The organism is Humidesulfovibrio sp. (genome assembly GCF_031082295.1).
Classification (GTDB): Bacteria; Desulfobacterota; Desulfovibrionia; order Desulfovibrionales; family Desulfovibrionaceae; genus Humidesulfovibrio.
In genome coordinates, this window is sequence record NZ_JAVHLD010000001.1 from 135,516 (window position 1) to 160,424 (window position 24,909).

Below are 24,909 nucleotides of genomic sequence, written 5' to 3' on the forward strand. Positions count from 1 at the left end.
GGAGGCTGATGTTCGGGGGATTACTTCAGCTTCTCGGCGAGGAGCTGGTTCACGACGGCGGGGTTGGCCTGGCCCTTGGTGCGGCGCATGATCTGGCCCACGAAGAAGCCCATGAGCTTGGTCTTGCCCGCGCGATAGTCGGCCAGTTCCTTGGGGTTCTCGGCCAGAACGGCGTCCACGTCGGCCTCCAGGGCCGAGGTGTCGGAGATCTGGACCAGGCCCTTGGCCTTGACCAGCGCCTCCGGCTCGGCGCCGGTTTCCAGCAGCTCGGGCAGGATGTCCTTGGCGCTCTTGGCGCTTATGGCTCCCTGTTCAACCAGGCGCACCAGGGTGGCCAGGTTTTGTGGGGTGAGCTTCAGGTCCGCAGCGCGTCCGCCGGTCTGGTTCAGTTCGCGCAGGATGTCGGTCATGAGCCAGTTGGCGATCTTTTTGGGCTCGTTGAACGCGGCAACGGCCGCTTCGAAGTATTCCGCCATGTCGCGCTCGCTGGTGAGCACTTCGCTGGCGTCGGCGGAGAGGCCGTACTGGCTGATGAAGCGCTGCTCGCGCGCCTTGGGCAGTTCGGGCAGTTCGGACTTCCACTGATCCAGCCAGGCCTCCTCCAGCACCAGGGGCACCAGGTCCGGGCAGGGGAAATAGCGGTAGTCGTGGGCCTCCTCCTTGCCGCGCATGGAGTGCGTGGTGCCCTTGTTGGCGTCGTACAGGCGGGTCTCCTGCACCACGGCCTCGCCGTCCTCCACAAGGTCGATCTGGCGCTCCACCTCGTAGTCAATGGCCTTCTGCACATGCTTGAAGGAATTGAGGTTCTTGAGTTCCGCGCGGGTGCCAAAGGCCTCCTGCCCAAAGGGCCGGACGCTCACGTTGGCGTCGCAGCGGAAACTGCCCTCCTCCATGTTGCCGTCGCAGATGTCGAGGTAGACCAGGATGCTGCGGATGGCCTTGAGGTAGGCCACGGCCTCCTCGGCGCTGCGCATGTCCGGCTCGCTCACGATCTCGATAAGCGGCACGCAGGCGCGGTTCAGGTCCACAAAGCTCGCGTTGTCGTGGGCGGAGTGGATGTTCTTGCCGGCGTCCTCCTCCATGTGGATGCGGGTGACGCCAATGCGCTTGGGGCCTTTCCCGGTCACGATGTCCACGTGCCCGTGCTCGCAGATGGGCAGCTCGAACTGGGAGGTCTGGTAGCCCTTGGGAAGGTCCGGATAGAAATAATTCTTGCGCGCGAACACGCTCTTGCGGTTGATCTCGCAATCGATGGCCAAGCCCATCTTGGCGGCGTATTCCACCACCTTGCGGTTCAGCACGGGCAGCACGCCCGGCATGCCGGAGCACACCGGACAAACGTTCTCGTTGGGGTCCGCGCCGAACTGGGTGGAGCAGGCGCAGAAGATCTTGGACTTGGTCTTGAGCTGGGCGTGCACCTCAAGGCCGATGACGGTTTCATACCTTGTCATGAGCCCTCCGCGTGCGCCTCTAGGCCCCGGCCTTGCGGCTGTAGAGTTCCGGGTTCAGGCGCGGATCATTGTACATCTTGAACTGGTAGTAGACCTTGGGGCGCTTGCGGCCTGAGGCGTAGTCGTCCACGAGGTCCATGACGGACTGCTCCAGGTCGGCGCGCTGCTCTTTCAGCACCTCAAGCTTGCGGCGGCACTCGCTCACTAGGTCGTCGCCCGCGCCCTGGCGCTCCACCTGCTCCTGCATGTGGAAAATCTTGAGCGCAAGGATGGATCCGCGGTCCAGGGCCACGCCCAGGGACTCGGTGTTGTAGCGCGGGCGCGCTCCCTCGGCCTGGGGCGGCAGCAGCGGATCCATGGCGCGCACCAGGAACATGTCCAGGCGCTCGATCTGGTCGTTGCGCTCCTGGTTCAGCTTGTCGATGGCGTACTTGCAGTCGGCGATGAGCTCAGGTCCGGCGTCCTTGCGGCGCGCGCGGTCCTCCACGTGCCACAGGCAGAAGTTGGCCCAGTGCTGGCGCAGCACAAGCTCGGCAAAGCCCTCGGCATCCGCGGCGGCGCTGATGTCCGAAGGAAACGCGGGCTCCTGGCGGTGCCAAGGGGCGACGGCCTGGTCCTGATCCACAAAGGCGCGCGCGAGAATGGCGCGGATGTCGTCAAACGTGCAATGGGTCATTGAGCTCTCTTGGTTCATGGTCTTGCCCGCAGCGCGCTCTTGCTCACAAGCAGGTGCAGCGTGGCGTGCGTTCGCAAATTCGCTTCCAGGCGTTCGGCGCGTTCGCCGCTGCCCAGGTACAGGTCAATCCTTGCGCCCCGCATGTCCGCGCCGACGTCCTGGGCCAAAACGATGCCGCGCAGGGCGCCCGCCCCGTCCTTTGCGGACAGCGGAGCCTGAAGCACCGCCACCGCGCCAAGCGGTAGGAGACTTGGGTCTGTAGCCAGACTAACCAGCGGCGTCAACGGTTTTCCGAGCGAGCCCTCGCTCGCGGCGGTGGTGAAGCGGAAGAAGATATAGCTCCTGTTCTCGGCCATAAGCTCCAAGGCCCGGGCGGGGTTGGCCGCGCACCAGGCCCGGATGTCCTCGCGATTCAGCCGCTCCTTGGGCAGGGCTCCGGCGTCCAGAAGAATCTTTCCCAGCCCCTTGAAGGGCAGCCCGTTTGTGCCCGCGAAGTGCACCCCGCGCAGCGAGCCGTCGGGCAGCCGCAGGGCGCCGCCGCCCTCGGTCTGCAGCAAGAACACGTCCGCCGGGTTCCGGAGCCAGGCCAGCTCCAGCCCGCGCCCCTGCAGCACCCGGCCCGAATCCACCGCCCGGCGCGAGTACTCTCCCTGCCTCGCGGCAAGGTCCGTCGGGGGGGCATAGAGCGGATACTCGTAACCGGGCTGACGCTCCAGGCTCGCCTCCATGACCGGCGAGTAGTAGCCTGTGAGCAGCGGGTCCGGCGCCAGCTCGTACCAGACGAAGCGCTCGGAGAGCAGCCCGGGTTCGGCGTCCAGGCGCGGCAACAGGGCGCGCAGCTCTTCAACGCTCTGCCGCAGCTGGCCGTAGGAGAGCGAGCCGCCGGGCTGCACCAGGGCGGGCGCGCCCGCGTTCATGCGCGAGAGGTATTCCAGGCTGTGGCGCAGCGGCGCGTCCAGGTCGGCGAAAGAGGCCAGTGACTGGGAGGACGCGGACAAGCGCCCGGCCAAAAGCGCGGCCTCGGCCCCCCTGAGGGCGCTCCACTCCGCCGGGGCCGGAGAGAGCCTGTACTCGGGCGGAGAGGACGGCGCCGGAATGCTGGGACGCCGCGCGGGGGCCGGACGGCCACCGCCCGTGGAGCCGGGCCAGGGGACGTAGTCACCGATGCCGCAGCCCGCGAGCACAAGCACAATGGCCGCGGCGACGAGGGAGGCGCTGGCGCGGCGGAAGCTCAAGCCCAAGGCCCTGCCCGCCGAAGCGGCCATCACGCTCGATGAATTCTTTTGCACCGCCCTGCCCCGCCCGCCTGGCCCTAACCGCATTGCTCGATGGAGGCGTCGCAATACTTGCCCACCCCGTACTCCCGGCGCCGCAGGAACTTCTCCGGGCTGGGGCCGATGATCTGCAGCTCCGGCTGGCGCTTCTGCACCGACAAGGCGATGCTCATCTCCTTGGTGCAGCCGGTGGAATAGGTGGAATCCTTTCCTGCCCAAACGGGCGGGACCTTCTTGCCCATGAGCTCGAAGCTCTTCTCGATGTCCGCGTCGGTCTGGAAGCGCCAGACGTTCAGGAAGCCGCTGCGCTGCACGCGTTCCCACATGAACATGAGGTCGTCGGCGTCCATGCCCTCCTCAAAATACTCGCCGGGATTGATGATGAAGGTGCCCTCCAGGCGCGAACGCAGGTGCGCCACAAAGGTGTTCAGCACCTCGATGGCCAGCTTCACCTGGCCGGGGATGCTGCCCACGATGGCGCTGTAGAACATGACCGTCTTGCCCGCGGCGCGCGCCCTGCGCATCTGGCTGATGATGCCGTCGGCCTTGGCCAGGATGGCCTCCTCGCTGAACTTGTGCACGCTCTCCGGCTTGGGCTTGAAGTACATGCGGAACTTGCCCTGGGAATCGGTGAAGAAGACCAGCACATCGCGAGTGAACTCATGGCTGGTGTTGATGAAGCGGCGGTAATAGGCCTCGCCCTTGGCCAGCACCAGATCGGATTCCTTCCAGGCGCGGGCGAAGGTGACGGAGGTGCGGTAGGGGTTGAAGCGCTCGCGGGTGCCGTCGGAGATGACCACAAGCTGGTGCTCGCGGGTGGCCTGCAACAATTCGTTCTTGGTGACGCGGTTGTTCTGGATGAAGAAGGCGTCCTTGAACTCCGCGGCCAGGATGGGGTCGCTTTCCAGGTCCCAGACCGTGGGGCTGTCGAAGTAGAAGCCGTCCTTCAGGGCCAGGATGACGCGGTGCCCCTGCCGCAGGAGCGCGCGCACCACCTTGAGGTCGAGGATGATGCCGCCGCTCGCCCTTGGAAGATAGAGGATGCGCAACGGCCCGCGCGCGGGGTCGAAGATGCCGCGCAGAGGGGAGAAGTCGACCGCGTCAAGGGTCTTGCGCAGGCCCTCCGCGTCCAGCCCCGAAGTCGGGTTGTCCTCGGTCCAGAAGCGCTTGCAGGTGGAGAACATCAGCAGCCGCTCCATCTCCAGCAGGTCCAGCTCGAAGCGCAGCTGGGTGATGCTTGCGCAGGACAGCCTCTCCTCCGGGCAGACGTTCACCAGGCGCGAGTAGAAATCGCTGTCCACAAAATTGCGCGCGCGCCGGTTCATCTGGCGCTTGACCGTCCGGAAGGGGTCGTCCAGGCCGCTCTGGGTCAGGAAAATGGTCAGCATGCGCTTGAGCAGGCGCGAGGGAATGAGGATGGGGGCGTTCAGCGTCATGCGGAACTTATGGCGGCACAGGTGCAGTATGCGCTTGCGCAAGGCGGGCTCGCGCACGTGGTCGCGTATGAGCCGCACCAGCAGCCGCCACTGCTGGCCGTATTCCGCGGCCAGGTCCTTGCCGAGCTTCGACTTGAGTAGGAAGTGCAGCATCCAGTCGCCGCAGGGCGCGTAGAAGCTGTCCTCGGCGAGAGCCACCATGAAGCGTATCTGCTCCGGCGAAGCGTTCTTCACCGGGTCGATGGAGTGCTCCAGGTTGTTCTCGGTCATGAAGTGCAAAAGCAGCGCGTCAAGGACCGGGTCCGCGCCGTACTTGAGCTCAAGGGCGCTCTCAAAGGTGAAGTTCAGTGGCAAGGGTCACCTCTCGGTAAAGAAGCCTTTGCTCGCCAGCTTGGCGAAATACGACGTCCCGTCCGTCTCGGCCAGGAGCAGGTCGTCCGGGGCGCGGCGCACGCGCAGCACATCCCCCGACTCCAGGGCGAACGAGCGCTGCCCGTCCACCGACAGGCGCACCTCGCCCGCCTGGTCCTCCACGACCACGCTGATCTCGCCCGTGGCCTGCAGCACCACCGGGCGGAAGTTGTTCAAGAACGGACACACCGGGGTCAGGCAGACCGCCTCCATCTCCGGATGAACCAGCGGGCCGCCAGCGGAAAACCCATAGGCCGTGGAGCCCGTGGGCGTCGAGATGATGAGGCCGTCGGAACGCATGGCCCCCACCCGCTCGCCGTCGCGCAGCACAAGCAGGCGGATGAGCCGCGCAAGCGCGCCCCGGCTGACTACCAGGTCGTTGATGGCCCGGCCGGCGTAGACGCTCTCGCCCCGGCGTTCGACATCGAAAGCCAGGCACACCCGACGCGACAAGACGTACTCGCCGGCCATCAAGGCCTCAAGGCTGCGCGCCCAGGCGTCGGCTGGCTCGGCCAGAAAGCCCACCCGGCCGAGGTTCAGCCCCAGAAGCGGCATCCCGCGCCCCAGGCCCATGCGCGCCACGCCGATGAAAGTGCCGTCGCCCCCCAGGACCAGCACGGCGTCCCATTCGCCCTCCGGCAACTGGCAGGCAGAGGCGCCACGGGTGGAACGATGTTCGTGCAAAGTGGCCTGTCCGCCATGGGCCTCAAGCCAGGTTGCGATCTCCAGCCCCAGGGCCGAAGCCGCGGCGTCGCCGGAGCGCGTCATCACGAGGAAAGTCTTGAGCTGCCTGTTCATGGCGCGACAGTAGTCAAATCCGCGAAAACATACAACACGCAGGCGGGCCGAGAAATTTTATGAAAGATGCACTTTTTTCGTTTTTACCCCTAAAGTATTTCCCCGGAGTTGACGATAAAGGAATCAAGCTAGGAGTACATGAGATGGTTGTTCACCCGGTTAACGTTCGACTGATGCTGCGCACCTACGGGAAGCAGCTCACAAGCGCCAAGCGGCTCGCCCGTTTCAAGAGGGCGCTTGTTCTTTCGGGCGCGCAGGACCAGCTGACCATCTCCCGGGAAGCCAAGCGCAAGGAGCTTGTGGAACGCATCAGCCAGGAAGTCATCGAAAACCTGCTGGTCAACGGCCAGGAGAATCCGGTGGTCAACGGGGTGCTTGAGGACCTGGAACACGATTTGGGCGAAAAGGTGCTGTTCGACTACCCCCTGGACGGCGGCGAGGTGCAGATTCTTCGCCAGACCGAGCAGGGACCAATGGAGATCACCCCGGAGGAGAAGATGCGCATCCTGCGCAGGCTCTGGGAAATAACCCTGGACAGGGTCGACGGCACCATGCTTTGATACCCCTGAAGACGGGGGGGGAGGCTTTATGGATATAAAGAAGGTCTACGGCGGGCTGGACCCCTATGCAACCCAGCGGTTGCAGGAAAACCAGCGGGCTCAGCAAAGCCAGGAAGTGAACCGGCAAAACACCGCCTCGGCGAGCCAGCAGCTCGGCGACAAGGTTGCCCTTTCACCCGAGGCAAGGCTGCTTGGCGCGACCATGAACGCTGCCAACGCGGCGCCGGACGAACGCGCCGAAAAGGTCCGCAACCTGAAGGAACAGGTGCAGAGCGGCACCTACAAGCCTGACATCAAGAAGGCTGCCGCCAACCTGATCCGCGACGACCTGAACCTCATCAGATAGCCTGCCGCGTGCCGGGATGTCCCGGTGCGCGAAGGGCATGTGAAGGCTCCCCCGGCAGAAGGCTGCCAGGGGGAATTTTGTGCTTTGTGTGCGGAGGCTGGACGAAAGGGGCTACTCGGCGGGAGCGGCCTTCTGGGCGCGCTGGGCGTCCACCAGACGAAAATGCGTGGGGTGCTTGCCGTCCATCTGCGGAACCTGAAGGCCAAGGCGTGCCTTGGTGTTCAGGATGATCGGGCCGGAGAGGTTCAGGGTGGTCTGCTCCGGGTTGTCCTTGGGGATGGTCACGGTGACGAGCACTGCGATCTGGCGGATGTTCTCCACGCGCAGGATCTTCTTCTCCGGGCCTTCGAGCTTGACGTTGTAGTCTGGCAGGAAGGGGTACGGGTCCGCCACGAGAAGCCCCAGGCCCGCGTCAGTGACGCACTGCAAGAGCAGGAACGGCGAGTTCTCTCGCACCTGGATCAGGACAAACTCGCGCTTGTCGTCCAGGCCGATGAGCCCGTGCGGGAAGTAGATGATGCTGTCACGCGCGACTTCCCGCTCGCCCAGCTTCGTGCGGATGCTTATTTTTTTGCTTCTTCCTGCCATAACGACGCCGCCGCGAGCAGATCCTGCTGACTGGCCTCAAGGGCCAGGCTGTTCTGCTCTTTGATCTTGAGGTACACTTCTTCCCTATACACCGTCATGTCTTCTGGCACATCAAGCCCGAGCTTGATCTGCTTTCCCTGGATGCTCAGCACCTTGAGCTTTATGTTGTCGCCCAGATAGAGTGTTTCTCCGGGCCGCCGTGTGAGGATGAGCATGTTTCCTCGAGTCTGCTACGTGTCGTTTCAAAACGCCGCGCCAACAGGCGCAAGCTTTATTCAAGCTATCCGAGCGCAGAGGGAAAGTCCAGCCCGGAACGCGCCTTATATGTACTGCATCAGATTCATCTGCATGATCATGGACGAGGACTTGAGCACGGCTTGGTACACTGTCTGCTGCTGGGTCAGCTTGGTCATGAGCTCGCCGATGTCGATGTCCTCTTCGGCGCTCAAGCGCTCGTTCTCGTTCAGGGTCAGGTTGGCCAGGATGTTCGAGGTGATGTTCAGCCTGTTCTCGCGGCCGCCCACGCTGGCGACGCTCGTCAGCACCTGCTGCTGAGAGGCCTTCAGGCTCTCCAGGCACTGCTGCACGCCGGTCTGGGTGTTGGTTTCCAAAAAGGCCACCAGGTTGCCCATGGTTTCGAACAGGTTCTTGGTGATCACCCCGCCGTTGCTGGTGATGAAGTTCGTCGAATTTGCGTTGAACACCGCCGAGGCGTTGCTGCTGGTCAGCGAAAGTCGAGCGCCGCCGTTTGACGCCACCATGGCCGGGTTCTGATAGATGCCGCCAAAAATGTCCTTGCCCACGTCGTTGATGCGCACGGTTTCGCTGACGTTCACCTGCAGGGTGATGGCGGCCTGGTGCGGCTTGATCAGGAACTGCGCGCCGGCGTTGAGCACGTTCGAGCCGTTGGAGTTGAGCGTGAGCACGCCGCCACCGGCCACGTTGAGCATGGCGTTGCTGGCGACGGTGTCCGCGGACACGGTATTGCCGGTGACCCAGGACAGCCCGTTGTCCATGCTGTAGGAATAGTTGATGGGCCCGCTCAGGGTCGTGTCGCCGTCGATGCGCACCAGGGCGTTGCCCGGAAACGCCCCGGAGGCGACGCCACGGATGGACTGGGTTCCGGTGCCCATGGAGCTGACGGTGATGGAGTCGGCGTCGTCGCCCTGGTACACGGCGGAAGGCCGCAGCCAGAGCCAGGAGCCGTTGGCGTCGTTGGTGTTGGCGGTGCTGGTCACGCGGACCTGGGCATTGTGGTCGAAGGTCACAGAGGCCCCGCTCTGCGGCAGGGTCAGGATCATGTGGCCGCTGGCGTCCTGGGTGATGCTGCCGTCGTTCAGGAAGGTGCGGCCGCCGTCGATGCTGTAGCGCACGCGGGCATTCGCATCATTCATATTGATCGACCCGCCGGACGCGGTCGCGCCGGTGGCGTCGGTGAACTGCACCAGCGTGGTCTGCCTGGAGAAACCATCGATCTTGAAGCTGTTGGACGAGGTCAGCGAGGAATCGTTGGTGGTCATCCAGAGCACTTCGCGGAAGGCGTTGGTGTCGGTCTTGTGCCCGGCGTAGATGCTCTTGTCCTCATACTTCATGTTGCCGAGCTCGAGCAGCTGGTTGAACAGCTGGCGCGCCTCGTAGCTGACCTGCTGACGGTTGTCGGCCGACATGGTGCCGGTGGCGGCCTGCTCGGCCAGCTCCTTGGCGCGGGTGATGATGGTGGACACCTGCGTGAGGGTGGAATCGCTCATGCCGAGCCAGCCCTTGGCGGTGTCGAGATTCGTGTTGAACTGCTCGTAGGCGTGCAGGGTGTCGCGGTGGTCCAGAATGCGCGCCGTGGCCGTCGGATCGTCCGAGGGCTTGTTCACGCGCTTCTGGGTCTGCGCCTGCAGGTTCAGCTCCACAAGGCTGCTGAGCGAGCCGTTCATGCCGTTCAGGTACTGGGTGTACAGCTGGTTTTGCGAGATGCGGAACATGTCGTTCTCCTGACCTAGCTCTTGAGAGAGAGCAGGGTTTGCAGCATCTGGTCCGCCGTGGTGATGAGCTTTGCCGCCGCGGTGTAGGCGTGCTGGTACTTGATGAGCGCCGCCATTTCTTCGTCCAGGTTGACGCCGGAAATGGACTGCTGGCGGTCGTTGAGGTCGCCGGCGAGGGTCTTCTTGTACTCGTAGCTGAACTTCACCGTCGCGGTGTCCGCGCCGACAGTCGCCACCAGGCTGTCGTAGTACTTCACGACGCTCTGGCTTCTGGTGCCGTTGCGCACGGTGGTGATGTCGACATTGGTGGTGCGCAGGTCCGCGATGGCCTTGGCTATTGTGGCGTCGCCCTGGTTGGCCTCGCCCGCGCCGTTCACCTGCCCTGCACAGAGGTTGTCCTGATTGGTGGTGATCTTGGTGTTCACCTGCAGGTCGCGGCTGTTGGAACCGTCGAAGAAGGTGTTCAGGCCCAGGGCCGCCACCAGTCCCGTGGTGTCCGTGCCGAAGGCGAAATTATAGCCGCTGCTGGCCGAGATGGACAGCTTATGGTTGACCACCGTGGCAGTAAGGCTGCCTGCGAAGGTCCTGTTGATGGCGTCGCGCACGTCGTTGATCGTTGTGGTGGCGGGATCGAAGTTCTGCTGGCCCGCCAGGGTTCCGCTGAAGTCGAGCGCCGCGCCGGACACGAGTAGGCCGGTGCTGGTGCTGTAAATGTAGATGTTGGCGCTGCCGCTGGTGAGCTTGCTGCCGAAGACCAGGCCCGAGGAGCCGCTGGCCAGGGCGCGGGTGTCGTCGACCACCGAATAGGTGCCCTGCACGTCCGTCAGCTTGTCCAGGCCCACGCCCTGGCTGTGGCGGCGGTTGAGCTCCCAGGTCAGGCTCTCGGCGATGGCGTCCAGGTTCTCGCGGTACTTGCCCACGTAGTCGTCGCGGAAGTTGAACAGGCCGGCCAGGGTGCCGCCGGTGAGGCGGTTGGCGTCGTCCACGCCCGTCAGGCTGGTGATGGGCGTGATGTTTTCCTTGGTGGAGGTGTTCTGGTTCCAGTACAGCGCCTTCTTCGGCACGATGGTGAAGCGGTCGCCCTGGGTGAAGGCGGTCGTGGGCGCGGTGGAGGAGTCGGTCGTCTGGCCGAACCACACCTTGATGTTGCCCACGTCGACCATGTTGTCCTCGCCGCGGGCGTAGTAATACTTGTCGGTGCCGTCGGCGTTCTTGAGCCAGGTGTTGCCGCCGTCCACGGAGACGCGGAACTGCGCCGCGGCCCCGGTGTTGCTGACCATGGCGCCGGTGCTGCTGACGACTTCCAGGGTGTATTCCAGGTTGTCGCTGCCCTGGAAGTACACGTCGCCATCGAAATTCGACTCGGCCATGAGCGCCTTGGTCGACTGGGCGTTGTCGTAGGAGATGCTGAAGTACTGCGAGTTGTCCAGCAGGGTCTGCCCGGCCTTGGTGGTGATGGTGATGTTGTCGTCACCCTTGTCGATGTAGTTGATATCCATGTAATGGGCCAGGTCGCGCACGAGCATGCCGCGCTGGTCCAGAAGCTGGTTGGCGTTGTTGGAGCCGGGCACGTTATGGATCTTGATCTGCTGGTTCAGGTCGGCGATCTGCTTGAGCAGGGCGTTGACGTTGGCGACGTCCTGGGTGATGGCAGTGTCGGCCTTCTGCTGCATGAGCACGAGGTCGGAGTCGGCCTGGTGCAGCGTGGAAACCAGGGTCTGTGCGCTCTCGATGACCTGGGTGCGGCTGCCCGAGTCCTCAGGACGCTCGGTCATGTTCTCCCACTTGTCGAAGAACGACGAGAGGCTGGAGCTCAGGCCGTAGCCCTGGGACTCGTTGAACAGGCTCTCGGCGCCCTGAAGCTGAGTGTAGAGCGTGTCCCAGCGGTCGCGCATGGTGGCCTGGTCGTAGTACTGGGTCTCCACGTACTGGTCGAAGTGGCGCTGGATTTCTCCGGCCCAGACGCCCGTGCCCACCTGGCCGGGCATGAAGTCGATGTTGTAGGCCTCGTCGAAGCGGACGGTGCGGCGGCTGTATCCCTCGGTGCTGACGTTGGCGATGTTCTCGCCCGTCACCGAAATGGCGGCCTGCGCAGCGAAGAGGCCGCTACGCCCGATGTCGAGGATGGAGTTGGCGCCGAACATTTACAGCCTCCCGCTGAAGAAGCTTGCCTGGCCCTGCGGAGGCTTGGTGAAGCGCCCGCGCTTGCCGTACACGTCGGAACGCTGGGGCTGGATAGCCTTGTGCAGGTGCGTCAGGAGCTGCATGCTCTGGTCGTAGAGGCCCAGGGCCAGCTGGCGGTTCTTGTCGGCCTGCATGGCGCAGAGCTGTTCCGTCCTGTCCAGGTCGGCCAAATCGGTGGTGATCTGCTCCGCGACTTCGGCCGGAAGCTGGGCCATCACGTCGCGCAGGCGCTCCATGCCGGGGTAGCCCGCGGCGATGAAGCGGCGAAGCTGCAGGCGTTCAGCGATGAGCTGCCGCATCAGGTCCTGCACCGCGAGCTCAAGAACGCTCACTTCCTGCGGCGCGCGCCCCATGAGAGCGGCAAATTCTTCATCCAACAAGGAGGACAAAAGTTCCAGCGCGCGAACCTGACGGGACAAATTTGCCTGGATAAGTTGCAGCATGCCGGCCTCCTCCCTGTACAAAATCTACTGTGATTTTAGTGGTTACAATGTTTTTCCGCATCCTGACCAAGGGAAGCGGAAGGGCTTCTAGCCAATGACTGCAAGTCTGCTGCCAGTTGCGGCGCCATAGGCGTTCGCACCGCCGGCGTTCTGCGCCCGGCGGTCGTAGGCGTCTTCAATGCGCTTGGCCAGGGCCTCGACATCAGGCATGACTTCGCCCGATACCGAGGCTGGCCGAACCGGCGCCGATGCCTGGGGGCGCTGCGGCAGCGGATTGAGCTGCTTTGCCGCGGCAAGACCTGCGGACGCGGCCTGGGACTCACCGGCAGCGGCCTGGGGCGCCACCGCCTTGCCGGGCAGCACAGAGGCGGCGCCATCGGCCTGGATGCCCTTGGTGGAGTTGTTGAGCTTGCCCTTCAGCTGGCCGTAGAGCATGTCGCCCAGGCCGATGCCGCCATCCTTGGCCAGCTTTTCGCTGAAGTCGCGGTCGAACATGGAGCGGTACATCTCCGACTGCTGCGATTCCAGATATCCGCCCTTCGGCACGGTGGCGCGCATCTGCTCCCAGAGCTTGCCGATGAACACGGCCTCAAAGTTCGTGCAGGCCTCGCGAAGCTTCTTGTCCTTCGACTTGCCAGGAGTCAGGTCGCCGCGCAGGCGGTCCACCTGGGTCTTGAGCTGGACGAGTTCGCTGTCCTGAGCCTTCTTCGCCGCCAGCGCGGCGTCCATTGTTCCGACATCCATGCTAGAGTACCTCCAGGTCCGCGTGCAGCGAGCCAGCAGTCTTGAGACTGCGCAGCACGGAGATCAGGTCGCGCGGGGTCGCGCCCACTGAGTTCAGGCCGTCCACCAATTCCTGCAGGGTCGCGCCCTCCATGAGCAGCAGGCGGTTGTTCTGCTCCTTGATCTTCACGTCGGAGTTCGGAGTCACCTGGGTGGTGCCGCCGGAGAAGGCACCGGGCTGGCTCACGTTGGGGCTCTCGGCAACCACGATCTGCAGGTTGCCGTGGGCCACGGCGACCCTGGTGAGGCGCACGTTGCCGCCAAGGACCACGGTGCCGGTCTTTTCGTCCACCACCACCTTGGCGCGGGAATCAGGCGAGATATCCAGGTTTTCGAGCGACGCCATGAGCGGCACAAGGTTGTTCTGGAACCTCGGGGGGATGGTCAGCTGAATGGTGGCGCCGTCCATGGCCTTGGCCATGTTTCCGCCCACGGAGGCGTTGATGCGGTTCACCACCTGCATGACCGTGCCGAAGTCCGGCGTGCCGCCCAAATTGATGGTCAGCCCTTCCTGCTTGTTGAACTGGAAGGCCACTTCGCGCTCCACGGTGGCGCCGTTGGGGATGTGGCCCACGGTGGTGATGTTCTTCTGGCTGGTTGCGGCCTGGCCTTCCGCCGAATAGCCGCCAAGGGTCATGGAGCCCTGGGCCACGGCGTAGACGCGGCCGTCGAGCCCGCGCAGGGGCGTGATGAGCAGCACACCTCCCAAAAGGCTCTTGGCGTCGCCCACGGAGGACACGGTGACGTCGATGGGCGAGCCGGGCCGCGCAGAGGTGGGCATCTTGGCCGTGACCATGACCGCTGCGGTGTTCTTGGGCTTCAGGTTGGCCGGGTTCACGCTGACGCCCATCTTCTCAAGCATGTTGGTCATGGAGCGGATGGTGAACTCGTTCGAAGTGCCGTCGCCCGTGCCGGAGAGGCCCACCACGAGGCCGTAGCCCACCAGCTCGTTGTTGCGCATGCCGGAGAAGCTGGCGATGTCCTTCAGGCGCACGGCGCGGGCCGGGGCCGCCCCGGCGATGATGAGCACCGCCAGGCAGAGCAGGATCAGGGCCAGGTTCCGGGCCAGTTCCTTGCGGCTGTTGTGAGTGCGTGCGTCGTAAATCATGTTCGTCTCCCGTTGATGCCTGGGCTAGAAAGGCCAGACGTTGTCGAGCAATCTGGACAGCCAGCCCGCGCGCTGCTTGTCGGTGAGCATGCCCTGCCCGTAGACCTCGATCTTGGCGTCGGCCAGGGCCGAGGACAGCACGGTGTTCTTGGAGTCGATGTCGCGCTGGCGCACAAGACCGCGAACGACCAGGATCTGGGTCTCCGCGTTGATGCGGATCTGGCGCGCGCCCTCGACCTGCATCACCTTGCCGGGCAGCATCCGTATGACGCGTGCGGCCACGGTGGTGGTCAGCGAGGTTTCCTGCTTGGTTTCGCCGCTGCTGACGAAATTGCTCACGCTGCTGGCGCCCACCTGCGGGCTGCCCACGCCGGTCACGCCGGGCACGACCTTGTTCAGCGTGCCGTAGATGCCGGTGTTTGGCAGCGCAGTGATGCCGTACGTGTTGGTGTTCGACTTCTGTGCCGTGGTGTCGGACTTGTTCTTGCCGTTGGTGGTCTCCGTCACGAGGACCATGACGATGTCGCCCACCTTGTTGGCCCGGTTGTCATCGAAGAGAAAATCCGACTGCCCGGCCTCGAAGAGCGAACCCGGGTTGTTCACCGGCTCAGCCTCAACAGAGTTGGGGTTCGTCAGGATGGGCTCCGGCATGGGCCTGTTCTGGGTGGCGCAGCCAAACAGAACCGTCGCCAAGGCCAGGGTGGGGATGAGCTTCTTCATGGTCGTATCCTTATAGTAAGGAGGGAACGGGCTAGCGGACCACCACGGTCTCGGCGTCCAGCACTGTTCCAGTGATCTTTCTGTTGCTTTGCACATTGCGTACCTGAAGCTTCTGACCGATACCCGCGTCGGCCAGGGCCTCGGCCTTCACCGACAGCCGGATGTTGTTGCCTTCGTAGACAAGGTTCACCTTTTCGCCCCGGGCGATGACCGGCACGGGCTCGATGCTCTCGACCGTGATGACCTGGTTCGTGCCGACGCTGCGGGCCACGCGCCAGGGGCCGCCCGTGCCGTCCCAGGCGTTCTGGTAATAGGCCATGTTCTTGCGCTGGAAGGTCACCATGTCCGGAGTCACAAGCTCCAGTCGGTTGATGGGCTTGGTGGCGCAGGCCACGGCCCGCCAGACGTTCACGAAGGCCGATGCGGCAAAGCGGCGAGTGCTCTTGCCCTCGCCGGACACGACCTCGTAGAGCAGGTTGTTGCGTCCGGGGCGCACGGCCTCGTTCATGAGCAGGTTCAGGTGATCGCCCGCGTGCGGAAGAAACACATAGTCGGGGGCGCGCAGGTCGGTGATTTCGATCTCGCCGCGCAGGCCGGAGGCGCGCTGCGTCAAAAAATCAACGCCCATGCGCTGCAAGGTCGCGCCGTCAACCGCCCTGCCCCCGCGCTGCACAACGAGTTGCGCGGGCAGCACAAGCTTGGGCGCGGCATCGCCAAGATAGTGGCGGAGCATGGCCGCAAGGCGCTCGCGGGAGAGAGCGGTCTGGTGCCCGGCTCGTTCCGGCGAGGCCCACAGCGGCTTCATGGCGAGTTCTTTCCAGAGCGCTGCGGGGGCGTCCGGGGTGGCATCGGCTATCTCGCCCAGGTGCACGGTGGGGCCTGCGACACAGGCGGCGTTGCGTACCTGGATGCGCCAAGCCGCGCCATTTTCCGCACTGGCGGCGCTGGCGTAGAGAAGCAGCATGGCAAACGCCACGACCGCCAGGACTACCGCCCCTGCGCGCGCCGAACGGCAACGGTTGGCTCGTCCGTCCAGCCGGTGGTGCTCTTGTGCGCAGTACATGATCCGCCCTCCCCTCATCAGTCCTAGCGCTTCACGTTGATGGCGGTCTGGAGCATGGTGTCCGAGGTGGTCAGGGCCTTGGAGTTCACTTCATAGGCGCGCTGACCGGTGATGAGTCCGACCATTTCGTCGATCATCTCGACGTTTGAGCCTTCAAGGAAGCCCTGGGCCAAGGTGCCGAAGTTGGTGTCGCCGGGGATGCCGGAGGTTGCCGCGCCGCTGCCGTCGGTCTCTGTGTAGAGGTTGCGGCCCTGGGCGTTCAGTCCGGCGGGGTTGGCGAAGTTGTAGATGGTGATGTCCGCCCCGGCCAATTCGGTTCCGGCCTTGTCCATGGCCGAGATGTGGCCCTTTTCAGTGATGACGAGAGTGGCCGTGCCGGTGGGGACGGTGAATTCCGGCTGCAGGGGGTAGCCGTTGGCGTTGACGATGCGCCCGTTCTCGTCGAGCTTGAAGTTGCCCGCGCGGGTGTAAACGTCGTTGCCGTTCTGGTTGAGCTTGAAGAACCCCTGCCCCTCAATGGAGATGTCCAGCTGGTTGCCGGTGTTCTGGAAGGCGCCCTGCGAGAAGAACTTGTGCACCGTCACCGGGCGCACGCCCATGCCGACCTGGAAGCCGGTGGGCAGGCGGTTGCCGCCCTCGTTCAGGGTTCCGGCGATGCTCATGGTCTGGTACATGAGATCCTCGAACTCGGCCCGGCTTTTCTTGAAGCCCGTGGTGTTCACGTTGGCCAGGTTGTTCGAGAGCACGTCGATGTGGGTCTGCTGGGCGACCATTCCCGTGGCGGCGGTCCAAAGTGAGCGCATCATAATCTTATTCCTCCTGAGACGTCTGCGTTCTAGCCGACGTTGCCGACCTTGTTGATGACGAGGGATTCCATGCTGTCGGTGGTGGTCATGAGCTTCTGGTTGATCTCAAAGGCCCTCTGGGCCTCCATCATGTTCACCATCTCGCCCACGATCTCCACGTTCGATTTCTCCAGGTACCCCTGCTGCACCTGCACGTTTTCCGCAGGCGTTTCCGTAGCCCTGCTGCCCTTGCGGATGCGGTAGAGGTTCTGTCCATACTTCTCCAACCCCTTGGGATCGGACACGTTCACCAGGTCGAGCACAGCCACTTGGTTGCCGTCGGCGCGGATGATGCCGTTGGCGTCGACCTGGATGTTGTTGTCGCGCGGGAGGGTGACAGAGCTGCCGCCACTCAGGACCTCAAAGCCCTGCTCGGTGATGAGGCGACCGTCGGCTGAAAGCTGAAAGCTTCCGTTTCGCGTCATAAAGTCGCCATCCGGGGTGCGCACCTTGAAGAAGCCTTCGCCCGTCAGTGCCATGTCCAGCGGGTTTCCCGTCACCTGGATGCTGCCCTGGGCCATGTCGGAATACTGTCCGCCCATTCTGGTGCGGGCCTGGATGTAGGGCTTGGGCCAGAAGTCCGGGGCGCGCACGTAGGGCTTGGCGTCAACAAGGTAATCGTGGGCGAAGCGCTGGAACGTGTCCTGGAAGGCGTAGTTGTCCTTCTTGTACCCGTTGGTGCTCACGTTCGCCAGATTGTTGGCGATTACATCAAGCCGATGCTCGTTTGTCATGGCTCCGAAGAGAGCGCTGTACATGCTTTCGCGCATGGTTTCCTCCTGTGCTGCCAGCATTCATGCAAAGAGCGGGCCACCATTCACGCCGACACCCCCTCCGCAAGACGTCCGGCAGGTGGCGCTGGCGTGGAAAAATGAGCGCCCGTCGCGGTTCGAAGAAATACTTGCCAGGAGATGCTTTTCCGTTGACAATGGCATAACGCCCGACTAGATAGGCCGTGCGGGCGGGTGTAGCTCAACGGTAGAGTACGAGCTTCCCAAGCTCGGTGTTGCGAGTTCGATCCTCGTCACCCGCTCCATGGCCTCAAGGATTTGACCGCCTGAACCTCGTCGGTTCCTCGAGAGATGGTGGGCCTTTTGGTCCACTTTTTTGTTTTCAGGAACCGGGAACGGAGACACGCGGCATGACAAAGACACCCCTTGCAGAACGGCTCACCGGGATCATCGGACCGGCGGTGCGCACCCTTGGGGTCGAGCTCTGGGGCGTTGAATTCGCCTCGGCGGGCAGCCGCATGGTGGTCCGCGTCTACATTGACGCCCCCGCGACGACCGGCCCTGCCGAGCCGCCAATGCAGACCGAAGGCGAAGGCGAGGCCGGGCTGGATGGGCAGGAGCAGCGCACCGGCGTGACCATCGCCATGTGCGCCAAGGTGAGCCGCCACCTAGGCACCGTGCTTGAAGCCGAGGACGCCGTTCCCGGCGCCTACGTGCTGGAGGTTTCCTCCCCCGGGCTTGAGCGCCGCTTCTTCAACACGGAGCAGCTTGAGGCCTACATCGGCCACACGGTGGACGTGCGCCTGCACCAGCCCCAGGACGGACGCCGCCACCTTCGCGGCATCCTCGCCGAGGTCGGGGCCGACGCCTTTGTGGTGGACGAAAACGACGTGCGCATCCGCATCATGTGGCCGCACGTGAAGATCGCACATCTCGTGCATGAATTTCCAGGCGCCGCCGCGTAAAGGCTGGCGCCCAAAACGTGTTTCATCCCCCGCCAGCCCGGCGCGGCCCGGAATGGGCCTTCGCAGGCGGCGGAAGCAGACGACAGAATCTCACGCCCAGGCCACCGGCTCTTGAAGCCGGACAAAGGGCCGCAACGGAGGGAGCGCCATGAGCTCGGAACTGAAAAAGACCATTGACCAGATCAGCAAGGATCGCGGCATCGACCGCGACCTGCTCATCGACACCCTGGAAGAAGCCGTCCGGTCCTCCGTGGCCCGCAAATACGGCGACCAGATGGACATCGAAGTGACCTTCAACGAGGAACTGGGCGAAATCCAGGTCTACCAGTTCAAGGTCGTGGTCAGCAAAATCAACGACCCCATCAGCGAGATCACCCTTGAGGAAGCGCGGGAGCACGATCCCAACATCAATCTCGACGACGAGATGGGCTTCCGGGTCAAGATCGAGGATCTGGGCCGCATCGCCGCGCAGAGCGCCAAGCAGGTCATCATCCAGCGCATGCGCGACGCCGAGCAGGAAATCATTTACGAGGAATACCGCGAGCGCAAGGGCGAGATCGTCTCCGGCATCGTCCAGCGCCGCGACCGCACCGGCTGGATCATCAACCTCGGCCGCACCGAGGCGCTCCTGCCCAAGGACGAACAGATCCCGCGCGAACGCTACAAGCGCGGCGACCGCATCCAGGCCTACATCATCGAAGTCCAGAAGGAGTCGCGCGGACCGCAGATCGTGGTCTCCCGCTCGCACCCCGACTACATGGGCGCGCTCTTCGCCCGCGAAGTGCCCGAGGTCTTCGACTCCACCGTCAAGATCATGGGCGTGGCACGCGACCCCGGCCTGCGCGCCAAGGTCGCCGTCAGCTCCCGCGACCGCGACGTGGATCCCGTGGGCGCCTGCGTCGGCATCCGCGGCTCGCGCATCCAGAATATCGTGCAGGAGCTCAAGGGCGAGCGCATCGACATCGTGGTCTGGAGCCCGGACATCGCCATGTACGCGCAGAACGCCCTGTCTCCCGCCGTCATCAGCCGCATCATGGTCGACGACGAGGAAAAGACCCTCGAGGTCGTGGTGCCCGACGACCAGCTGACCCTGGCCATCGGCCGCAAGGGCCAGAACGTGAAGCTGGCCGCGCAGCTCCTTGGCTGGAAGATCGACATCTTCACCGAGAGCCGCTACGGCGAACTCAATGCCGACAAGAAGGGCATGGATCAGCTTGCCAGCGTGGCCGAGGTGCCCATGGAGGCCTTCTTCGCCGCCGGCATCGAGACCACCGCGCAGCTGGTTTCCGCCAGCGAAGAGCTGCTGCTCACCGTGGCGGGCATGACCCCGGAGAGGATCCGCGACATGCGCGCGGCCATCAACATCCTGGGCCTTGCGCCCGCGGATGAGCAAAAGGCGCCGGAAGAACCCGGAGCCGAATAGGCGGGGCCCATGTCCGCCAGCGGGCAGGACAAGGACGCCTGCGGGCCGGTGCGCATGTGCTGCATCTGCAGACAGCGCCTGCCGCAAGACCAGCTGCTCCGGCATGTCCGGGCGGTTAAGGCCTCAGAGGAACAGGAAGCGGGGAACGGGTTTGTGCCCGATCCCCGGCGCAGGATGCCCGGAAGAGGGCTGTACGTTTGCGACAGACCAGAGTGCCGCGAGAGATTTCTCCGCCGAGGCGACGGGCGGAAGAAGCGTTAACAAGGGGAACATGAATGGTGACAAAGCTCAAGGTGAAGGACCTGGCGGCCGAACTTGGCATCGGCCACAAGGAGATCCTGCAGAATCTGCGGGACATGGACATCCAGGTCAAAAGCTTCATGAGCACCCTGGAGGACGACGAGGCGGAACGCCTCCGTCAATCTTTGCGCGGCCAGCCAGCCGTCAAGACCGAGGTTGTGCGCCGCGAAGTGGGCGACGTCATCGTGCGCAGCCGCAAATCGAGGCCGGGCGCCCAGGCGTCCAAAGCCCCGGCGGCGAAGCCCCTGGCGGACGCCGATGCTTCCGCGAAGGAAGAAGCGGTCAAGCCTGCTGCGAAGCCCTCCGAAGCACCTGCCAAGGACGAGGCTCCGGCCATTTCGGCGCAGGCCGCTGAGCCGGCCCAGGAAGCCCTGAAAGCCCGCCGCGTTGCCGAGGCTGCCGAGAAGCCCGAGGACAAGCCCGCGCGCATCATCAGCCGCAAGGTCTCCCCTGCCGAAGAGGCGCAGGCCAAAGCCAAGGCCGAGCCCGCTCCTGAAGCCGCCGCCGTGGTTCCGGAACCAAAGGCCGAGCCCCAGGGCGCCAGAATCGTGTCCAAGCCTCAGCCCGAGCCTGTGGTGGAAGTCGTCGAAGCGCCTGTGGCGGAATCCGCTCCCGTTGTCGCGGAGGCCAAGGCTGAACAGCCCGCCGAGAAGACCGAGGCAGAGGCTAAGCCCGAAGCCAAGGCCGCCAAGTCCGACGAGGCTCCCGCGTCCACGACCGAGCCGGTTCAGGCCGACAAGGCCGAGGCTCCCGCCGCCGAGGCCCCGGCTGAAGCCGAGGCATCCCAGGCCGACGAGCTCGACGAGGACGGCAAGAAGAAACGCAAGCCCAAGCGCGAGGTCATTGTGCCCGCCGCGCCTCAGGTGCGCATCATTTCCAGGCCCGAGCCCGGCAGCGTTCCGCCGTCGCAGGCTCAGCCCCAGTCTCCCTCGAGGCGCCCAGAATTCTCCGCCGGACACGACGGCGGCGCCCGCCCCTACACCCCGCATCCCGGTGGAGCGCGTCCGCAGCAGGACGGCCCCCGTGGCGGAGGCTACGGCGGCGCTGGCGGCGGCGGAGCTCCCGGTGGGCAGCGTCCTGCCGGACCTGGCGGCTATGCCCCGCGCCCCGGTGGCGGCGGCTACGCCCCTCGCCCCAGCAGCAGCGCCCCCGGCAGCAGCTATGGCCGTCCTCCGGTCGGCGCTGGCGGCCCCGGCATCGCGCCCGTGGCTCCTCCCAAGGAAGGTGACGAGCGCTCCCGCAGAAAGCCGCACCGCGTGGTGGAATTCTCCTCCGGCGGCAGCGAGGAGGATCGCCGCAAGGCCGCTGGCGCGGCAGCAAAAAAGAAGCCCAGCTTCGCCCCTGCGCCGGTTGTCTCCGAGGACGGCGAGTCGCCCATGCGCCTCAAGTCTTCGCGCCGTGGCAAGAAGCACCGCGGCGGACAGGAGCAGCGCGAGGAGATCAAGCCCGTCGGAAAGCGCAAGATCCGCATCGACGAGCACATTCGCCTCTCCGACCTGGCGCACCAGATGGGCATCAAGGCCCAGGCCATCATCAAGGCCCTGTTCTCCATGGGCGTCATGGCCACCATAAACCAGGCCCTGGACATGGACACCGCCACCCTGCTCGCCAGCGAGTTCGGGCATGAGGTGGAGAACGTCTCCTTCGACGAGCAGGAATTCCTGGCCGCCGGAGCCCCGGACACGCTCGAGGACTTGAAGCCGCGCCCGCCCGTGGTCACCATCATGGGCCACGTCGACCACGGCAAGACCTCGCTGCTTGACGCCATCCGCATGACCAGCATCGCCTCCGGCGAAGCGGGCGGCATCACCCAGCACATCGGCGCGTACCACGTCACCACCAACCGCGGCGAGGTCGTGTTCCTCGACACGCCCGGCCACGAAGCCTTCACCACAATGCGCGCTCGCGGCGCCCAGGTCACGGACATCGTCGTGCTCGTGGTCGCCGCGGACGACGGCGTCATGGACCAGACCCGCGAAGCCGTGAACCACGCCAAGGCCGCAGGCGTGCCCATCGTCGTCGCCGTGAACAAGATCGACAAGGAAGGCGCCAACCCCGACCGCGTGAAGCGCGAGCTGGCCGAGTTCGACCTCGTGCCGGAAGACTGGGGCGGCACCACCATCTTCGCCAACGTGTCCGCCAAGCAGCGCATCGGCCTGGACGAGCTGCTGGAAATGATCCTGCTGCAGGCCGAAGTCATGGAGCTCAAGGCCAACCCGAGCAAGCCCGCGCGCGGCCACATCGTCGAGGCCAAGCTCGACAAGGGCCGCGGCCCCCTGGGCACCATGCTCATTCAGGAAGGCACCCTCAAGACCGGCGACGCCTTTGTCTGCGGCACCGTGCACGGCAAGGTCCGCGCCATGTTCAATGACCAGGGCCGCAAGATCAAGCAGGCCGGTCCCGCCATCCCGGTGGAGATCCAGGGCTTTGACGTCGTGCCCGAGGCCGGCGACGAGTTCGTGGTCGTGGCCGACGACAAGGTCGCCCGCAAGATCGCCGAGACCCGCATGGCCAAGCAGCGCGAGAAGGACCTCGTGGGCAAGAGCAAGGTGACCCTCGAGTCCTTCCTGCTGTCCAAGCCCGCCAACGAGGCCAAGAACCTGAACCTCGTGCTCAAGGCCGACGTGCAGGGCTCCCTTGAGGCCATCACCGAGGCGCTGAACAAGCTCTCCACCGAAGAGGTCAAGATCCAGGTGGTGCACGGCGCCACCGGCGGTCTCACCGAATCCGACATCCTGCTGGCCTCGGCCTCCCAGGCCATCATCATCGGCTTCAACGTGCGCCCGACGGCCAAGGTCAAGGACATGGCCGACAGCGAGCACGTGGAGATCCGCTTCTACGACATCATCTACAAGCTCGTGGGCGAGATCAAGGACGCCATGAGCGGCATGCTCACCCCGGACATCCAGGAAGTGTACCTGGGCCAGGCCGAGGTGCGCGAGACCTTCAGCGTGCCCAAGGTCGGCATGGTCGCCGGCTGCGGCGTTGTGGACGGCAAGCTCACCCGCTCGGCCAAGGTCCGCCTGCTGCGCGACGGCGTGGTCATCTACACCGGCAGCTTAAGCTCGCTCAAGCGCTTCAAGGACGACGCCAAGGAAGTGGCCAAGGGCTACGAATGCGGTGTCGGCCTGGAGAACTTCAACGACATCAAGATCGGCGACGTCATCGAGGCCTTTGAGACCAAGGAAGTCGCCAGAACCCTCGACTAGGGGGCGCGGCGGGGCTATGACTGAGTGCAGGCGGGCATGATCATCGGCGTGATGACCCTTGAGTTTCGCCTGCACGGCAACGACTCGCTGAAAGGCAAGCGCCAGGTGGCCCAGAGCCTGAAGCAGAAGCTGCGCAACACCTTCAATGTGGCGGTGAGCGAAGTCGAGGCGCAGGAGGCCCACCAGAAGCTGGTGCTGGCCGTGGTCACGGTGTCCGGAGAGACGGCCCGGGTGGAGAGCAGCCTGGCAAAGGCCCTGGCCATGGTCGAGGCCATCTCGCCGGTGGAACTTGTGCGTTGCGACACCGAAGTGTTCAGCAGCAGCGGGGAGGCATAGATGAAGAGCGCAGGCAGCAGACGGTCCATCCGGCTGGCCGACCTCATCCTGCGGGAGCTGGCCAACATGCTCCTGGAGGAAGTCTCCGACCCGCGCCTGGAACTTGTCAGCCTCACCGGCGTCAAGCTGAACGCCGACCTGAAGATCGCCCTGGTGACCTTCACTGTCGGCGGCGGCGAGGAACGCCGCAAACAGGCCCTCGATGGACTGCAGAAGGCCAAGGGCTTCCTGCGTTCCGGGCTTGCCAGGCGGCTGGACATGCGCTCCCTGCCGGACCTTCGTTTCGCCCACGACGACTTCCTTGAGGACATGGTGTATGCAAAGCCCGGTCTCCAAGATAGCTGACCTCATCCGCAGATCGGACCGCTTCCTGGTTTCGTCGCACGCGAACCCGGACGGCGACGCCATCGGCTCCACCGTCGCCCTCGGACACATCCTTGCGCACATGGGCAAGGAGGTCGTCCTGTACAACCGTTCCGGCATGCCGAAGCAGTTCGACTGGCTGGATATGCCCGGCCCCATCCACAATTCCCTTGTCGGCTGCGAGGCCAACTGGATTTTCGTGCTCGACTGCGGCACCCAGCATCGCGTGGGCGAGGAGCTCTTCCGCATCATGGGCACGCGGCCCATGGCCAACGTGGACCATCACCTGGGCAACCCCATGTTCGGGCAGTTCAACTGGGTGGACGAGACCTATCCCGCCGTGGCGGCCATGATCGCCGACCTGGCCGACGAACTCGAAGTGCCCCTTGTGGGCCCCCTGGCCGAGGCCATCTACCTCGGCATCGTCACGGACACCGGCTTCTTCACCTTTGACAGCACCACGCCCAGCGTCATGGAGCTTGCCGCGCGGCTCATCCGCCTGGGACTCAACCCCGGCCTGGTCAACGCAAAGATCCGCAACCAGTGGAGCATCAACCGCTTCCGGCTGTGGGGCGAGTCCTTCGCCACCACCGAACTGTATTTTGGCGGGCAGGTCGCCGTGGGCTTCGTCACCCGGGCCATGATGTCGCGCACGGACACCACCCCCGCAGACTGCGAAGAGATCGTCAACTTCCTGCGCCGCCTGCGTGGCGCGCGGGCCGCGGTCATCCTGCGCGAGGAGCCGGACGGCTCCTACAAGTTCAGCATCCGCTCCACCGGAAAGGACAACGTCCAGGTCGTCGCCGCGCTGTTTGACGGCGGCGGACACAGGAACGCCGCTGGCGGCACCATCTCCGCCGACATCCAGACCGCCAAGGAACGCCTCATCGAGGCACTTGGCGAAAGCCTGGGCCTGGTGTAGA

At 64.6% G+C, this 24,909-nt stretch carries 25 protein-coding genes and 1 tRNA gene; 10 read left to right on the forward strand and 16 right to left on the reverse strand.

Annotation, left to right across the window (positions count from 1 at the left end):
- Positions 1 to 20: 20 nt before the first annotated feature.
- The 5 genes from gatB to RDU24_RS00605 are packed head-to-tail and all read right to left on the reverse strand — an operon-like array spanning position 21 to position 6,046.
- The gene (gene gatB / locus RDU24_RS00585; protein ID WP_308733776.1) at positions 21 to 1,451 is read right to left on the reverse strand and encodes an Asp-tRNA(Asn)/Glu-tRNA(Gln) amidotransferase subunit GatB; all 1,431 of its coding nucleotides are present in this window, start codon (positions 1,449 to 1,451) and stop codon (positions 21 to 23) included.
- Positions 1,452 to 1,470: 19 nt separating this feature from the next.
- Positions 1,471 to 2,127 carry a DUF4254 domain-containing protein gene (locus RDU24_RS00590; protein ID WP_308733777.1) on the reverse strand — a complete coding sequence of 219 codons (657 nt, stop codon included), beginning with the start codon at positions 2,125 to 2,127 and terminating at the stop codon, positions 1,471 to 1,473.
- A gap of 14 nt (positions 2,128 to 2,141) precedes the next feature.
- Positions 2,142 to 3,416, reverse strand: coding sequence for an MltA domain-containing protein (locus tag RDU24_RS00595; protein WP_308733778.1), 1,275 nt, complete (start codon positions 3,414 to 3,416; stop codon positions 2,142 to 2,144).
- Positions 3,417 to 3,439: 23 nt separating this feature from the next.
- Positions 3,440 to 5,191, reverse strand: coding sequence for an ARMT1-like domain-containing protein (locus tag RDU24_RS00600; protein WP_308733779.1), 1,752 nt, complete (start codon positions 5,189 to 5,191; stop codon positions 3,440 to 3,442).
- Between the two features lie 3 nt (positions 5,192 to 5,194).
- Complete coding sequence (locus RDU24_RS00605) at positions 5,195 to 6,046, reverse strand: NAD(+)/NADH kinase (RefSeq protein WP_308733780.1); 852 nt, start codon at positions 6,044 to 6,046, stop codon at positions 5,195 to 5,197.
- Positions 6,047 to 6,189: 143 nt separating this feature from the next.
- On the opposite strand from RDU24_RS00605, the gene RDU24_RS00610 reads away from it, so the two are divergent.
- Positions 6,190 to 6,606 (forward strand): DVU0524 family FlgM-associated protein, encoded by a 417-nt coding sequence (locus RDU24_RS00610; protein ID WP_308733781.1) that lies wholly within the window; start codon positions 6,190 to 6,192, stop codon positions 6,604 to 6,606.
- Between the two features lie 28 nt (positions 6,607 to 6,634).
- Entirely contained in the window at positions 6,635 to 6,952 is a 318-nt protein-coding gene (gene flgM, locus RDU24_RS00615; RefSeq protein ID WP_308733782.1) for a flagellar biosynthesis anti-sigma factor FlgM, read from the forward strand.
- A gap of 111 nt (positions 6,953 to 7,063) precedes the next feature.
- Here flgM and fliW read toward each other — a convergent pair whose 3' ends face one another.
- The 11 genes from fliW to flgF form a co-directional block, all read right to left on the reverse strand.
- Positions 7,064 to 7,540, reverse strand: a complete 477-nt coding sequence (fliW, locus tag RDU24_RS00620) for a flagellar assembly protein FliW (RefSeq protein WP_308733783.1) — start codon at positions 7,538 to 7,540, stop codon at positions 7,064 to 7,066.
- Positions 7,516 to 7,755, reverse strand: a complete 240-nt coding sequence (csrA, locus tag RDU24_RS00625) for a carbon storage regulator CsrA (RefSeq protein WP_308733784.1) — start codon at positions 7,753 to 7,755, stop codon at positions 7,516 to 7,518. The genes fliW and csrA overlap by 25 nt, the downstream gene beginning before the upstream one ends.
- A 105-nt stretch (positions 7,756 to 7,860) precedes the next feature.
- Positions 7,861 to 9,513, reverse strand: coding sequence for a flagellar hook-associated protein FlgL (gene flgL, locus RDU24_RS00630; protein WP_308733785.1), 1,653 nt, complete (start codon positions 9,511 to 9,513; stop codon positions 7,861 to 7,863).
- Positions 9,514 to 9,527: 14 nt separating this feature from the next.
- On the reverse strand, positions 9,528 to 11,657 hold the full coding sequence (flgK, locus tag RDU24_RS00635; RefSeq protein WP_308733786.1) for a flagellar hook-associated protein FlgK: 2,130 nt from the start codon (positions 11,655 to 11,657) through the stop codon (positions 9,528 to 9,530).
- Positions 11,658 to 12,140, reverse strand: a complete 483-nt coding sequence (gene flgN / locus RDU24_RS00640; protein WP_308733787.1) for a flagellar export chaperone FlgN — start codon at positions 12,138 to 12,140, stop codon at positions 11,658 to 11,660. It abuts the gene before it with no gap.
- A gap of 87 nt (positions 12,141 to 12,227) precedes the next feature.
- Complete coding sequence (locus RDU24_RS00645; protein ID WP_308733788.1) at positions 12,228 to 12,884, reverse strand: rod-binding protein; 657 nt, start codon at positions 12,882 to 12,884, stop codon at positions 12,228 to 12,230.
- A 1-nt stretch (position 12,885) separates the two neighbouring features.
- A complete protein-coding gene (locus tag RDU24_RS00650; protein WP_308733789.1) occupies positions 12,886 to 14,031 on the reverse strand; it encodes a flagellar basal body P-ring protein FlgI in 1,146 nt (381 codons plus the stop codon).
- 24 nt (positions 14,032 to 14,055) lie between these two features.
- The gene (locus RDU24_RS00655; protein ID WP_308733790.1) at positions 14,056 to 14,751 is read right to left on the reverse strand and encodes a flagellar basal body L-ring protein FlgH; all 696 of its coding nucleotides are present in this window, start codon (positions 14,749 to 14,751) and stop codon (positions 14,056 to 14,058) included.
- A 31-nt stretch (positions 14,752 to 14,782) separates the two neighbouring features.
- Entirely contained in the window at positions 14,783 to 15,814 is a 1,032-nt protein-coding gene (flgA, locus tag RDU24_RS00660; RefSeq protein WP_308733791.1) for a flagellar basal body P-ring formation chaperone FlgA, read from the reverse strand.
- 23 nt (positions 15,815 to 15,837) lie between these two features.
- Positions 15,838 to 16,620 carry a flagellar basal-body rod protein FlgG gene (gene flgG, locus RDU24_RS00665; RefSeq protein ID WP_308733792.1) on the reverse strand — a complete coding sequence of 261 codons (783 nt, stop codon included), beginning with the start codon at positions 16,618 to 16,620 and terminating at the stop codon, positions 15,838 to 15,840.
- A gap of 29 nt (positions 16,621 to 16,649) precedes the next feature.
- Positions 16,650 to 17,429: a flagellar basal-body rod protein FlgF gene (gene flgF, locus RDU24_RS00670; protein WP_308733793.1), complete on the reverse strand. Its 780-nt coding sequence runs from the start codon at positions 17,427 to 17,429 to the stop codon at positions 16,650 to 16,652.
- 191 nt (positions 17,430 to 17,620) lie between these two features.
- Between flgF and RDU24_RS00675 the strand changes: the two genes are divergently transcribed.
- The 8 genes from RDU24_RS00675 (at position 17,621) to RDU24_RS00710 (ending at position 24,908) form a co-directional block, all read left to right on the forward strand.
- Positions 17,621 to 17,695: transfer RNA gene (locus tag RDU24_RS00675), tRNA-Gly, on the forward strand.
- Positions 17,696 to 17,800: 105 nt separating this feature from the next.
- Positions 17,801 to 18,355 carry a ribosome maturation factor RimP gene (gene rimP, locus RDU24_RS00680; protein WP_308733794.1) on the forward strand — a complete coding sequence of 185 codons (555 nt, stop codon included), beginning with the start codon at positions 17,801 to 17,803 and terminating at the stop codon, positions 18,353 to 18,355.
- Positions 18,356 to 18,503: 148 nt separating this feature from the next.
- Positions 18,504 to 19,778 carry a transcription termination factor NusA gene (gene nusA / locus RDU24_RS00685; RefSeq protein ID WP_308733795.1) on the forward strand — a complete coding sequence of 425 codons (1,275 nt, stop codon included), beginning with the start codon at positions 18,504 to 18,506 and terminating at the stop codon, positions 19,776 to 19,778.
- A 54-nt stretch (positions 19,779 to 19,832) separates the two neighbouring features.
- Positions 19,833 to 20,039, forward strand: coding sequence for a YlxR family protein (locus tag RDU24_RS00690; protein ID WP_308733939.1), 207 nt, complete (start codon positions 19,833 to 19,835; stop codon positions 20,037 to 20,039).
- A gap of 14 nt (positions 20,040 to 20,053) precedes the next feature.
- Positions 20,054 to 23,287, forward strand: coding sequence for a translation initiation factor IF-2 (gene infB / locus RDU24_RS00695; protein WP_308733796.1), 3,234 nt, complete (start codon positions 20,054 to 20,056; stop codon positions 23,285 to 23,287).
- A gap of 36 nt (positions 23,288 to 23,323) precedes the next feature.
- Positions 23,324 to 23,623: a DUF503 domain-containing protein gene (locus tag RDU24_RS00700; protein WP_308733797.1), complete on the forward strand. Its 300-nt coding sequence runs from the start codon at positions 23,324 to 23,326 to the stop codon at positions 23,621 to 23,623.
- Positions 23,624 to 23,968, forward strand: coding sequence for a 30S ribosome-binding factor RbfA (gene rbfA, locus RDU24_RS00705; RefSeq protein WP_308733798.1), 345 nt, complete (start codon positions 23,624 to 23,626; stop codon positions 23,966 to 23,968).
- Complete coding sequence (locus RDU24_RS00710) at positions 23,940 to 24,908, forward strand: DHH family phosphoesterase (RefSeq protein WP_308733799.1); 969 nt, start codon at positions 23,940 to 23,942, stop codon at positions 24,906 to 24,908. The genes rbfA and RDU24_RS00710 overlap by 29 nt, the downstream gene beginning before the upstream one ends.
- Position 24,909 lies beyond the last annotated feature (1 nt).

Excerpts from the sequence above, each read along its gene's own strand:
- RDU24_RS00700 (WP_308733797.1), top strand. The coding sequence starts at position 23,324 with ATGATCATCGGCGTGATGACCCTTGAGTTTCGCCTGCACGGCAACGAC.
- nusA (WP_308733795.1), top strand. The coding sequence starts at position 18,504 with ATGAGCTCGGAACTGAAAAAGACCATTGACCAGATCAGCAAGGATCGC.
- flgK (WP_308733786.1), bottom strand. The coding sequence starts at position 11,657 with ATGTTCGGCGCCAACTCCATCCTCGACATCGGGCGTAGCGGCCTCTTC.
- rbfA (WP_308733798.1), top strand. The coding sequence starts at position 23,624 with ATGAAGAGCGCAGGCAGCAGACGGTCCATCCGGCTGGCCGACCTCATC.
- RDU24_RS00605 (WP_308733780.1), bottom strand. The coding sequence starts at position 6,046 with ATGAACAGGCAGCTCAAGACTTTCCTCGTGATGACGCGCTCCGGCGAC.
- RDU24_RS00645 (WP_308733788.1), bottom strand. The coding sequence starts at position 12,884 with ATGGATGTCGGAACAATGGACGCCGCGCTGGCGGCGAAGAAGGCTCAG.
- RDU24_RS00655 (WP_308733790.1), bottom strand. The coding sequence starts at position 14,751 with ATGAAGAAGCTCATCCCCACCCTGGCCTTGGCGACGGTTCTGTTTGGC.
- csrA (WP_308733784.1), bottom strand. The coding sequence starts at position 7,755 with ATGCTCATCCTCACACGGCGGCCCGGAGAAACACTCTATCTGGGCGAC.
- flgG (WP_308733792.1), bottom strand. The coding sequence starts at position 16,620 with ATGATGCGCTCACTTTGGACCGCCGCCACGGGAATGGTCGCCCAGCAG.
- rimP (WP_308733794.1), top strand. The coding sequence starts at position 17,801 with ATGACAAAGACACCCCTTGCAGAACGGCTCACCGGGATCATCGGACCG.
- RDU24_RS00610 (WP_308733781.1), top strand. The coding sequence starts at position 6,190 with ATGGTTGTTCACCCGGTTAACGTTCGACTGATGCTGCGCACCTACGGG.
- RDU24_RS00690 (WP_308733939.1), top strand. The coding sequence starts at position 19,833 with ATGTGCTGCATCTGCAGACAGCGCCTGCCGCAAGACCAGCTGCTCCGG.
- flgF (WP_308733793.1), bottom strand. The coding sequence starts at position 17,429 with ATGCGCGAAAGCATGTACAGCGCTCTCTTCGGAGCCATGACAAACGAG.
- infB (WP_308733796.1), top strand. The coding sequence starts at position 20,054 with ATGGTGACAAAGCTCAAGGTGAAGGACCTGGCGGCCGAACTTGGCATC.
- RDU24_RS00650 (WP_308733789.1), bottom strand. The coding sequence starts at position 14,031 with ATGATTTACGACGCACGCACTCACAACAGCCGCAAGGAACTGGCCCGG.
- gatB (WP_308733776.1), bottom strand. The coding sequence starts at position 1,451 with ATGACAAGGTATGAAACCGTCATCGGCCTTGAGGTGCACGCCCAGCTC.
- RDU24_RS00710 (WP_308733799.1), top strand. The coding sequence starts at position 23,940 with ATGCAAAGCCCGGTCTCCAAGATAGCTGACCTCATCCGCAGATCGGAC.
- fliW (WP_308733783.1), bottom strand. The coding sequence starts at position 7,540 with ATGGCAGGAAGAAGCAAAAAAATAAGCATCCGCACGAAGCTGGGCGAG.
- flgA (WP_308733791.1), bottom strand. The coding sequence starts at position 15,814 with ATGTACTGCGCACAAGAGCACCACCGGCTGGACGGACGAGCCAACCGT.
- flgM (WP_308733782.1), top strand. The coding sequence starts at position 6,635 with ATGGATATAAAGAAGGTCTACGGCGGGCTGGACCCCTATGCAACCCAG.
- flgL (WP_308733785.1), bottom strand. The coding sequence starts at position 9,513 with ATGTTCCGCATCTCGCAAAACCAGCTGTACACCCAGTACCTGAACGGC.
- RDU24_RS00590 (WP_308733777.1), bottom strand. The coding sequence starts at position 2,127 with ATGACCCATTGCACGTTTGACGACATCCGCGCCATTCTCGCGCGCGCC.
- flgN (WP_308733787.1), bottom strand. The coding sequence starts at position 12,140 with ATGCTGCAACTTATCCAGGCAAATTTGTCCCGTCAGGTTCGCGCGCTG.